Raw genomic sequence first — 11,561 nt, 5'->3', positions numbered from 1 at the left:
AGGATTTATAAATCAAGAAGATTTCACTTCTTCCAAAGCAGAAATTGAAGCCAAAATCCACGATTATCAAGGAATTGTTATCCGTAGCCGGTTCAAAATTGACAAAACTTTTCTGGACAAAGCCACAAATTTACAATTCATTGCGCGTGTTGGAGCTGGTTTAGAAAGCATTGATTGTGATTATGCTATATCGAAAAACATTCAACTCATTGCTGCGCCGGAAGGCAACAGAAATGCAGTTGCAGAGCATACTTTGGGAATGATTTTGTCACTTTTCAATAATTTGAATAATGCCGACAACGAAATAAAATCAGGTCATTGGAACCGGGAAAGCAACCGCGGTCACGAACTCGAAGGAAAAACTGTTGGTATCATTGGTTACGGAAATATGGGAAAATGTTTTGCCAAGAAACTTCGGGGTTTTGACGTAGAAGTTTTGTGTTATGATATTCAGGAAAATGTGGGTGATGAAAATGCAAGCCAAGTTTCTCTCAAAGAATTACAACAAAAAACCGATGTTTTAAGTCTGCATATTCCTTGGACACCCGAAACGGACAAGATGGTTAATACTGATTTTATTAATGCTTTCGCCAAATCGTTTTGGATTATAAACACTTCTCGAGGGAAAAATATTGTAACTGCTGATTTGGTTGAAGCAATGAAAACCGGAAAAGTTCTCGGAGCTGGTTTAGATGTTTTAGAATATGAAAAATTGTCTTTTGAAAATCTATTTGTGTCATCCCGAGCGCAGTCGAGGGAACTTCCTGAAGCTTTTCAATATTTGTTGAATACAAAAAATGTAATTCTTACGCCACACATTGCGGGTTGGACTTATGAAAGCCACGAACGTTTGGCACAAGTAATTGTCGATAAAATTAAAGCGGAATACCTTTGAGTTAAAATAACAACTTTGAAAACAAAATGTGCTGAATTTCAATAATTTTTATATTTTTACCCTAACCAATTAAAAATCAAAAAGAATGGAAAACACAATTACAGAACATTGGAACCGACCAAACAACCCGATTCCCGTATTTAAAGTTGATCCGGTATTAGTTTTAATCTTAGGATTTATAACCTGTGGATTATATCATATTTATTGGAATGTTAAAATTGCCGAAGTGCTAAATGCAGTCACTGAGCGTGAAGTTATCTCGTCACCAATTGCTATTTTTGCAGGATGTTGTTTCCCTATAAATGTTTATTTCTTTTATTTAGCAGGAAGAGAAGGTTTGCCGGAAGTATATAAACGTATTGGTTATCCACAAAAAGACGATTCAACATTGTTGATGGTTTTAGGGTTTTTCTTTCCAATGGCTGCAGCTATGATTGTTCAAAATGACATCAATAAATTATACAATTAATATAAAATCAAAACGTAAAATTTACGGAATTATTGGCGCATTTATTACGCTGATGATTCCGTTTTTTTTGATGTTTTTTAATCACAACAATCATCTTGAAACGGATCAGTCATTGTGTCCATTAAAGATGCTTACCGGTTTTCCATGTCCGGGTTGTGGAATCACAAAATCATTGGTTTATTTCTATGAGGGAGATTTGCAAAAAAGTTTGTATTATCATATTCTGGGGCCTTTGGTAATTCTATTTTGTGTAGTCACAATTGTAGTTCTCACAACGGAATTAATAACCAAAAAAGAATATTTCAACAATTTGCTTTTCAATAAAAAATTGGCATATGGTTTAGGAATTTTTCTGGCAACTTACCACTTCATCAGAATCATTTATTTTATAAAAAATAATTCTATTGATGACATTTTGCATCAATCGATTTGGAAGTGAAATAAAAAAAATAGGTTGAGAAATTATTTTGACTGCTGTCTGCAATCTGCCACCTGCTAATCTTCTTTCTCAGCTAATTTTTTTTCTAATTCGGCTTGAAATTCTTCCATTACGGGTTTTACAGTACTGTCAGGAATATCGGAAATTCGGATATACATTAATCCATCAATCGCATTGTTAAACAAAGGGTCAACGTTGAAAGCGACCACGCGAGCGTTTTGCTTAATGTATTTTTTTATCAGAACTGGCAATCGTAAAGCACCAGGCTCTAATTCGTCAATTAGTTTGTCAAATTTATTCAAATCGGCTTCTGCTTCATCAAAAATAAAATCCTTGTCGGCATCTTTTAGTTTAACTTTAAAAGCTTTTTTTGGATGAATATATTGGGCAATATAGGGATCATAAAAATTGGACTTCATAAATTCAATCATCAATGATTTTGAAAAATCAGAAAATTGATTACTGATACTCACGCCACCAAGCAAGAATTTATGCTCAGGATGACGTAATGTAATGTGGATGATTCCTTTCCAAAGCAAGAAAAGAGGCATTGGTTTTTGTTGGTATTCCTTAACTATAAAGGCACGACCCATTTCGATTGAATAATGCATCATTTCAAATAATTCGGGCTCAAACCGAAACAAATCGGTTAAATAAAAACCGTCAATTCCATATTTAGGATAAATTTCTGAACCCAAACCCATTCTATATGCACCGGCAATTCTCTGGGCATCACCGTCCCATAAAAACATATGGCGATAATATTTATCGTAGGAGTCAATATCTGTAGATTCGTTTGTTCCCTCACCAACTTCCCTGAATGTAATTTCTCTTAATCGGCCTATTTCGTGAAGCACATTTGGCATGTCTTTGGCTTTGGCAAAAAACACTTCGTAGTTTTTACTTTCTAATAATCGACAATCACTTTCTCGCAAGGCGTTTATTTCCTTGATCATTTTTTCCTGATTGGCAGCAGTAACAATTTCCTTCGGATTTTTTGGAAGTTTTAAACTTGGTGTTGGTAAAAAGGGTGTTTCCTTTTCGAAAGGATTGGCCAGCATATACGTTTTTCGTCTTAAAAATTCTGAATAATCTTCAAGTGTGGGATGTTCATTTTGTTCCGCAACAGAAATAGGTTTTCCAATACGCACTTTTATTGCGCGATGTTTTTGACTAAATACTTCTGAAGGTAATTTTGCCGTTCGCAACGTATCGCTAATTTTCGAAAGGAAATAAAAAAACCAACTGTTTTTGGCGTGAAAATAAATGGGAACTACTGGAACTTGTGCTTTTCTAATGACCTTTATAGCTCCTTCTTCCCAAGGTTTGTCAACCATTAACTTTCCATCTTTGTAAGTCGAAACTTCACCAGCTGGGAACATTCCCAATGGTTTTCCATCTCTCAAATGACGCAAGGTTTCTTTAATTCCAATCACGCTCGATTTAGCATCTTTATGATTTTCGAATGGATTGACGGGCATAATATATTGCTTCATCGGATCAATACGATGCAGCAGAAAGTTGGCAATAATTTTGAAATTAGGCTCCTTTTCCAACATCAATTTGAGGAGTAAGATCCCATCAATTCCTCCAAGAGGATGATTTGAAATAGTTATGTAAGCACCCTCTTTAGGAAGGCGTTTAAAATCCTCTTCTGGAATCTCAAATTTTATTTGTAAATCATCTAAAAGAGCATTCAAAAAATCTACTTCTTTTAAGTGTTTGTTTCTATCGTAGACTTTGTTTATAGTTGAAATTTTAAGTGCTTTCATCAATAACCATCCAGAAAAAGTACCTAATATTCCGTACTTATCAGCGTTTATTGCTTTTGCAACTTCTTTGGCGGTTACTAAACCCATGTAGCTTTTGTTTTTTGAGCAAGTAACAAAGATAGCAAAAAACTCCATTTTCTTCTTTTTTTAGCAATCAATCTTTATTGTTTTTCATTACATTTGAAATTTAAAAATATTTTTAATGAAAATTATTTCCTATAACGTTAATGGAATAAGATCGGCAATTTCTAAAGGATTCATTAATTGGATTCAACAAGCTAATCCCGATGTAATTTGCCTTCAGGAAATCAAGGCAACTCCAGAACAAATTCCGCTTTTAGATTTCGAACTTGCTGGTTATCCATATCATTATTGGTTTCCAGCCACAAAAAAGGGATACAGTGGCGTGGCAATTTTGTCGAAAACAGAACCTAAAAAAGTGGTTTTCGGAACAGGAATTCCTCATATGGATTTTGAAGGAAGAAATCTTCGGGTCGATTTTGAGGATTTATCAGTGATGAGTTTGTATTTGCCTTCGGGAACTAATATCGAAAGGCTGGATCATAAGTTTATGTATATGGATGATTTTCAAAATTACATCAATGAATTGAAAAAGGAAATTCCAAATCTTATCATTTGTGGCGATTACAATATTTGTCACGAAGCAATTGATATTCACGATCCAATTCGGAACAAGAAAGTTTCCGGATTTTTGCCCGAAGAAAGAGCTTGGCTTGACGGTTTTATGAAAAGCGGATTCATAGACAGTTTCCGGTTTTTAAACAAAGAACCCAACAATTACACTTGGTGGACGGTTCGATTTCCATCAGCAAGATTAGAAAACAAGGGTTGGCGAATTGATTATTGCTTAGTAAGCGAACCATTGAAACAAAAAATAAAAAGAGCCGTTATATTACCTGAAGCCAAGCATTCAGACCATTGTCCGATTATGGTCGAAGTTGAATAAAAAATACTCTAAATAAAAATAAAATGATAAAAAAAATCTCCCTCGGATTGCTGATTATAGCACTTGCAACTTCTTGCGTTTCAAAGAAGATTTACAATGATTTAGAAAGCAAATACGCTGATTTGAAAAAAGAAAACAGAAGTATTTCAGACGAAAATGCAGACTTGATTAAATCTAAAAACCAATTGGAATTAGACCAAGAAGCTTTGAATAAAGAGTTGGCTAAAATAAAATCAGAACGCGAAAAATTGCAGGCTGATTATGCAGCTTTAAACAAGAAAATGGATGTTTTGCAGGATTCTTATACAGCTTTGGAAAAAAATAGCAGTGAATCTTTGAAAGCCAATATGGCTAAAAACCGTGAATTATTGGAACAATTGGGAGCCAAAGAAAAAGCATTGGCTTTGGAACAAGAACAATTAAACAAAAATAATCAGCGATTAAAAGAGTTAGAAGATTTGATTGCCGCCAAAGAAGCCAGTATGCGAAAACTAAAAGAAACACTTTCGAATGCTTTGAATGGTTTTGAAGGAAAAGGTTTGACGGTAGAGCAAAAAAACGGGAAAGTATATGTTTCTATGGAAAACAAATTACTTTTCAATTCCGGAAGTTGGGCAGTAGGAACCGAAGGTAAAAAAGCAGTTGTAGAAGTGGGAAAAGTATTGGGAGACAATCCTGATATTTCTGTTTTGATTGAAGGCCATACTGACGATGATCCTTTTGGAGGTTCAGGACCAATTGCTGATAACTGGGATTTGTCAACTAAAAGAGCTACAGCAATTGTTGCGATTTTGAGCGAAAACAAAAAAGTGAACAAACAAAATCTAACCGCTGCTGGTCGAGGCGAATTCTCCCCATTAGCAAGCAATGCAACTGCCGAAGGAAAAGCAAAAAACCGTAGAATAGAAATTATCTTAACTCCGAGATTAGACGAAATCGCTGATATGTTGAAGGATATAAATTAAGACCTAAATACCTAATTCAAAAGAAGGTTCGCATGAAAATGCAGAACCTTTTTTATTTAAAAAATTGTTAATGTTACGTCCAATTGTCAGACTAAACTTTACTTTTGCAACTTATAATTTTAGCACTTCAAATAAATGAATTACACCACTTTACCCAATACCGATATAAAAATCAGCAAAATTTGCCTTGGCACGATGACTTTTGGCCAACAAAACACCGAAGCCGATGGTCACGCCCAAATGGATTACGCTCTCGAAAAAGGAATCAATTTTTTTGACACAGCTGAGATGTATTCTGTTCCGGCACGTCAGGAAACTTATGGAAGCACAGAGAAAATTCTTGGAACCTGGTTCAAAAAAACAGGAAAAAGAGATGAAATCGTTTTGGCTTCTAAAATTGCCGGACCCAATCCCGGATTGTCTTATATAAGAGAAAATATGGATTTTTCTCCTGTAAGTATTGCCTTGTCTTTAGAAAAAAGTTTGACGCGCTTGCAAACCGATTATATTGATGTATACCAATTGCATTGGCCAGAACGTAAAACAAATTTCTTTGGTCAACGCGGATTTAAAGTGCAACACGATGCTTGGGAAGATAATATTCAGAATGTACTTGAAACTTTGGAAGGTTTCATAAAAGCAGGAAAAATAAAACATATTGGGCTTTCAAACGAAACGCCTTGGGGAGTTATGCGTTTTCTAGAAGAAAGTAAATATCAAAATCTACCAAGAATAAAAACCGTTCAAAATCCGTATTCTTTATTAAATAGACTTTTCGAAAACGGTTCTGCTGAGATTTGTATTAGAGAAAATGTAGGTTTATTGGCGTATTCGCCAATGGCTTTTGGTGTTTTGTCCGGCAAATTCTTGTCTGGCGAAAGTCATCCAGACGCTAGAATCAAATTATTCCCACAATTTTCGAGATACAACAGCGCACAATCTGCTGAAGCAACGAGATTGTATCAGGAAGTTGCACATAAACACGGATTGACCTTGACAGAATTGGCTTTGGCATTTGTAACCCAACAAGCGTTTGTAACCAGCACTATAATTGGAGCCACAACAATGGAGCAATTAAAGGAAAATATTGCTACGATTGACATTGTTTTATCAGATGAAATATTGATGGAAATAAATGCAGTTCAAGCTATAATTCCAGATCCTGCGCCTTAATGAAAAATAAAACCAGACAGGTTTTTGAAACCTGTCTGGTTTAGATTTTTTAAACCATCAAAACTCATAAGGTTCTTCAACAGCCAATGAATCCACAGGAATGGAATCCAGCACTTTCAATTTCAAATGAGAATGAGCGTTTCCTGAAATATTTATCGGAATAGAATATCCAATCGTGTCTTCGGGTATTAAAATCCCTCTTCGTAACATCAAATTGCTCAAGAATTTTTGCTGTTGGTTTGCAAAAGATTTTAGGTTTCCTTCATTGTCAAATTGCCACATAAATTTCTTTGGTTTTGGAACGATGGTTGCTAGAAACAAACATTCGTTCAAGGTCAAATCTGCTGGTCTTTTCTGGAAATAAAACTGACTTGCTTCGCCGATTCCGTAAACATTTGGTCCCCATTCAATAATGTTGAAATAAACTTCAAGCATTCGTTCCTTGCTGGCGATTCGGTTGTTTTCAAGGATGTAAACCAACAAGATTTCTTCCAGTTTTCTGGAAACGGTTTTCTCTCTGGTAAGAAATACGTTTTTAATTAATTGCATACTTATTGTGCTTGCGCCACGGGAGAATTTCTTGGTACGAATATTTTTGAGAATCGATTGCTTGAATGCTTCATTAATAAAACCACGATGCGAGAAAAACGACGGATCTTCGGAGGTTAAAACGCATTTTTGTAAATAAGGAGAAATTTGATTCAATGGCGTGTAATTTGGATTCGAAGGGCCTACTAAAATTGCGCGTTGCGGTACATTATTTATAATGGCTCGATAGACAAATTCGCCGTTGAGTTTGTTGAGATTGGCTTCTCCATATTTCGTAATTTTTAGATTTTCTTTCTTTAGATTGCTATCAAAAATCAGTGTATTGGGTTTGTTTTTATTGAACATAAAATCCAATTTATATTCGAAATTACCTTCGGCTTCCATTCCCTGAAAATGGGAAAATAAACCATCTGGTAATGAAGAGATAAAATCCTGCGCTTGCATTTTTGGAATCGCCACTTTGAGTTTGTATATCATGTCTTCTTCAGTTTCGTAAGCCAGATAAGGATGGAATTTTATTTTGTTGAATTCAACGGTAGAACTGCTGTCGATCGAAATAAAATCAGAACCCAGCAAGAACCTGAAATCAAATTTGGCGTTTTTGATAACCACGTCTTTGTTGGCGATTTTCTTGTGGTTTATCATTAAATTGGCAATAGAAGCAAAGCCGTCAATATGCAATTCGCCTCCAGATTTGTCTATGTTTTGAATGTTTACACGAATGGAATCAAAGCTAGATTTTAAACCATAACGTTCGTCGAGATAAGGTACTTTGATGGCTCCAGTGTCGATATTAATAAAACGAATGTCGGCAGTTTTGTTTCTTGGATCGGCAAAACCCTGAATTCGAATTCGCTGAGTAAAAGCGTTGGTTTTGACTTTAATTGAAGTTTCAAGTTGCTGGTTTACCAATCGCAGTTTTTGAAAATTAATAGTGGTTTTATTTCCGTTATCATTTAGTCTGAACGAAAGGTTTTCTATTTTCATATCGGTTGGCACCAAGTTGAGCACTTTCGAGATGATTCTATTGGCAAATTTTGCGTAATCTCTTTTTTCGTTTAGACTAGTCGTTTCGTTCTTGTCTTTTTTTAGAAAGGCTTCGAAATTTCGTCCTTTTTTGTTTTTCACCAATTGTACATAGCCATTTTCGATTTCCAATGTTCCTAATTGAACATCGCCAATTAATAAACGCCAAAAATTGACGCTGGTATTCATCTTTTGAATGTTGAAAAGTGTGTCGGCATTTTTTGGAACTAAAATAATCTCAGAAAAGCGAAGTCCTGATAATCCAACAAAAGAAGCTTCTTTTACTGAAAAAGTGCTGTTGTAATCACGTTCCATTTTAATGGAAACCTTAGTAATTACTTGTTGTAATAGTGAATTTCTAAAAACAAAAAGAGCTATGATGATTGCCAAAAAAGTTGCTGCAATTATTTTTGCAGCTACAATTATTTTTTGCTTTTTGGTTCTCATAAATTGTTTTTTAAAATAAAAGACTGTACAAAACCTAACTTATTTAGATTTAGAATCGTCGCCTATAAAGGAAAGTAAAAAAAATGTAACAGAAATAATTTTATGATTCTCTTTGCAAAATTATTGCAGTTTTTTTGAAGCATAAAAAAACCGCAATCGGGATTTTTTATGAAGTTTTTTCAATACTAATAAATAATTTTGTCCGTAGAAGTCTTCCCGTTTTGCAAACTTGTTTTAACGATTATAGTTTGATGACTTGATACTAAATTTGCAATCGATAATTCATTGCTATTTACCTTGTCTTTTTGATAAATCTGTCTTCCGAGTAAGTCGAAGATTGTAACCTTGTCAATCGTTTCAGCAAAAGAATTAATTTTTATTTGTTTGTTTTTATTGGAAACCAAAACCTTGTTTGTTTGTGTATCAAAATTCGTCGTGCCCAATGTTTTATTCGTATAACGCAATATAAAACGGTCGTTAAAATTTCCTTTTTGAGTGTTAAAAGTATACGGTTCTTGTTTCAGGTCATGAATAACATCTAACAATTTGTCTTCTAAAAAAACGGAGAAATCGGCCTTTGCAAAAACGCCTTCTTTGGTATCGATAGCAATACTGAATGTCCCTGCTACCGCGCTGAAATAACCGAACCGAACCTGATCCTTTATGTCGAATTGCCCCCTTCCCTGAATCCTGTAAGTATCATCGTCGATAAAGGAATAAAAACTGACATAATTGCCTCCATCATTAACCAAACCGTCATATCCTTTATCAAAATCTAAAGTGGCATCTTTAAAATATCCAACCAGTTGCTGACTGAACATGCCGTCCGCATTTTCTAAATTCAACCAAATCCGGTCTCTATCCGTATTGTCCTTTTTATTGGATTCAGTTTTGAAAAATTGGGAATTGGCACTAGCCGGCAAACCAACTCTCATAGTGTTTTTAAAAGTCAAGGGAGCGGCAATGGTGGCTTCTACAAAAAAGCCCTGACAGGAAGCAATATATCCGTTCGGGATTGGTGTTGCTGAAGCAGTTCCCGGATAAGCGGCGGTTCCTGTTCCTATTCCTCCGCTCAAATTGTACATGGCATAATCATCTTGGGAATAATTAAAAATATCAGGACCAGGATTACTGACCGAGATATCTTTCTTATGCGTCCAGAAATATAAGCTGCCTGAAATATTGCTAAGGTTTGCATTGATGAAGCTGTCAGCAGAAATTGCCGATGGATAAGGATTCCCAACTAAATTAAAATCATCGTCAGTTGCTGCGTTAGGAGTCAATGCAATAGGAGTGGTTAGCGCCCCGTTATTCACTATTCCTGTAAAAACTACCGATTCTGTTCTATTGACAAAACTTCCTGATGTGGGCCCCATAATTATATATCCCTTTCCGGGAGACATGCTGCTGGCGCGAATCCAGTCGTTGCCGTTATCATCGAAACCATCCTCATTGACATCTTCAAAATTGGCAGGTTCAAACCTAAAGGCATAGTTTGTGCGCCATGTAGGAAATGTGGTTGCAATAGCTGTAGAAATCATCGGGCTTGACCAATAGGTATAATCGTATAGTTCAAATGGGGTTGTTGTCTTTTTCACATTTATCGTACCATTATTGGTAACCCTTCCAGAATCATTGACCATAACTAATGAGCCTTGATTTTCTATATTTAAAAACGCTCCTGTATTTACTGTTAAATTATTTTGAATGGTAACAAATTTTCTGTCCTTAATAACCAACGTCCCAGCGCTAATCACCAAACTGCACGCTTGTATGTCCCCATTGATTAAGGTATCATAATTTGCATTAATTATGGCTTCATTCGAAAGTGTCGGCAAACCATTTGACCATGATCCGGATCCGGTCCAGCTTGTAGCTGAAGGAGCTAATAGCACATCAAAACCATTTGAAGGAACCGAAAGACACGCACCATTGCTGACCTTAAAAGTATAATTTCCTGTCGTAAGACCAGCAACAGTGTAAGTAGTTCCCGATCCTCCCGTTACTATTGGTACCGCATTCCCGTTTTGGTATAAATTCCAGGTGCCGGATATCGGTAAACCGCTTAAAGCAATACTACCTGTTGCAGTAATGCAATCGGGTTGAGTGATGGCTCCAATTATTGGTGTTTTCGGCAACGTATTAACACCTACAGTAATTTCTCCAATAATAGGATCGCGAATCAGAGAGGTTTTCATCCTTACTTGGTAAGTCCCGCCATTTGAGCTTGTGGCGACAAAAGTATAATTCGGGCTGCTAATAAATGGAGTAGCTGAAAGCCCCGGTCCTGACCATGAATACGTATAAGTCCCAGTTGGAGGCGGCGTAGCAGAAAGATTTATGGGATCTCCAACACATACCGGAGAATTCGAAGAGGCGTTTCCAGATCCGCCCACTGTCAATATATCCGCAAAACTGGCTTTCGGATAAGCACCAATGCAACTTGCAAGCAAATTAGCGCCTATGAGTATTCTTTGAGAGTCATTGCAATACCCTCCTGTCATCGTTCCTCCACTAAAAATTATGGATGATCCTTCAGCCAGTATCAATTGGTTATTCCCCGATGAAAAATCAAGCGTTGCTCCGGCTCTGACAATTAGCTGTATGGGACCTAAGCAACTCAGCTGTAATTCCGCATTCATAATTAAACTCATGGATCTGGTTCCGTCGCCAATATATAAAATTCCATTGCATGAATTGAGTGGGCTGATTCCACAGGCTAAAGTACTGGCATTCGTTGTTGTAGTAATTGAACATTGGGCAATCGCATTTCCAGAAAAAACAATAAGAAAAAATACGAATATAAAAATCTTAAACTTGAGTAAAAATCTCCTCATTAGTTGATTTGCATTTGTATAA

The 11,561-nt window shown here is 35.9% G+C and carries 9 protein-coding genes; 6 read left to right on the top strand and 3 right to left on the bottom strand.

Going from position 1 to position 11,561, the window contains the following annotated elements; all coding sequences use genetic code 11:
• The 3 genes from ACH2BV_RS15575 to ACH2BV_RS15565 form a co-directional block, all read left to right on the top strand.
• A partial coding sequence (locus ACH2BV_RS15575; RefSeq protein WP_395051706.1) for a 2-hydroxyacid dehydrogenase occupies positions 1–895 on the top strand: 895 nt, incomplete at its 5' end.
• 85 nt (positions 896–980) lie between these two features.
• Positions 981–1,364 (top strand): DUF4234 domain-containing protein, encoded by a 384-nt coding sequence (locus ACH2BV_RS15570; protein ID WP_395051705.1) that lies wholly within the window; start codon positions 981–983, stop codon positions 1,362–1,364.
• A complete protein-coding gene (locus tag ACH2BV_RS15565) occupies positions 1,339–1,803 on the top strand; it encodes a DUF2752 domain-containing protein (protein WP_395051704.1) in 465 nt (154 codons plus the stop codon). The genes ACH2BV_RS15570 and ACH2BV_RS15565 overlap by 26 nt, the downstream gene beginning before the upstream one ends.
• 56 nt (positions 1,804–1,859) lie before the next feature.
• On the opposite strand, the gene ACH2BV_RS15560 is transcribed toward ACH2BV_RS15565, so the two are convergent.
• A complete protein-coding gene (locus ACH2BV_RS15560) occupies positions 1,860–3,662 on the bottom strand; it encodes a GNAT family N-acyltransferase (RefSeq protein ID WP_395051703.1) in 1,803 nt (600 codons plus the stop codon).
• Between the two features lie 115 nt (positions 3,663–3,777).
• On the opposite strand from ACH2BV_RS15560, the gene ACH2BV_RS15555 reads away from it, so the two are divergent.
• From ACH2BV_RS15555 to ACH2BV_RS15545, 3 genes are all read left to right on the top strand, one after another.
• Positions 3,778–4,542, top strand: coding sequence for an exodeoxyribonuclease III (locus tag ACH2BV_RS15555; RefSeq protein ID WP_395051702.1), 765 nt, complete (start codon positions 3,778–3,780; stop codon positions 4,540–4,542).
• Between the two features lie 23 nt (positions 4,543–4,565).
• Positions 4,566–5,507, top strand: coding sequence for an OmpA family protein (locus ACH2BV_RS15550; RefSeq protein WP_395051701.1), 942 nt, complete (start codon positions 4,566–4,568; stop codon positions 5,505–5,507).
• Positions 5,508–5,642: 135 nt separating this feature from the next.
• The gene (locus tag ACH2BV_RS15545) at positions 5,643–6,680 is read left to right on the top strand and encodes an aldo/keto reductase (RefSeq protein WP_395051700.1); all 1,038 of its coding nucleotides are present in this window, start codon (positions 5,643–5,645) and stop codon (positions 6,678–6,680) included.
• 57 nt (positions 6,681–6,737) lie between these two features.
• Here ACH2BV_RS15545 and ACH2BV_RS15540 read toward each other — a convergent pair whose 3' ends face one another.
• Entirely contained in the window at positions 6,738–8,702 is a 1,965-nt protein-coding gene (locus ACH2BV_RS15540; protein WP_395051699.1) for a transglycosylase domain-containing protein, read from the bottom strand.
• A gap of 185 nt (positions 8,703–8,887) precedes the next feature.
• A partial coding sequence (locus tag ACH2BV_RS15535) for a T9SS sorting signal type C domain-containing protein (RefSeq protein WP_395051698.1) occupies positions 8,888–11,561 on the bottom strand: 2,674 nt, incomplete at its 5' end.

It is taken from the genome of Flavobacterium sp. (assembly GCF_043780635.1).
Classification (GTDB): Bacteria; Bacteroidota; Bacteroidia; order Flavobacteriales; family Flavobacteriaceae; genus Flavobacterium.
Note: the sequence above shows the minus strand (reverse complement) of the source record. Positions and strands in the feature narration are given on the sequence as shown.

Coding starts and splice junctions, on each gene's coding strand:
- ACH2BV_RS15570 (WP_395051705.1), top strand. CDS start 981: ATGGAAAACACAATTACAGAACATTGGAACCGACCAAACAACCCGATT.
- ACH2BV_RS15565 (WP_395051704.1), top strand. CDS start 1,339: ATGACATCAATAAATTATACAATTAATATAAAATCAAAACGTAAAATT.
- ACH2BV_RS15560 (WP_395051703.1), bottom strand. CDS start 3,662: ATGGGTTTAGTAACCGCCAAAGAAGTTGCAAAAGCAATAAACGCTGAT.
- ACH2BV_RS15555 (WP_395051702.1), top strand. CDS start 3,778: ATGAAAATTATTTCCTATAACGTTAATGGAATAAGATCGGCAATTTCT.
- ACH2BV_RS15550 (WP_395051701.1), top strand. CDS start 4,566: ATGATAAAAAAAATCTCCCTCGGATTGCTGATTATAGCACTTGCAACT.
- ACH2BV_RS15545 (WP_395051700.1), top strand. CDS start 5,643: ATGAATTACACCACTTTACCCAATACCGATATAAAAATCAGCAAAATT.
- ACH2BV_RS15540 (WP_395051699.1), bottom strand. CDS start 8,702: ATGAGAACCAAAAAGCAAAAAATAATTGTAGCTGCAAAAATAATTGCA.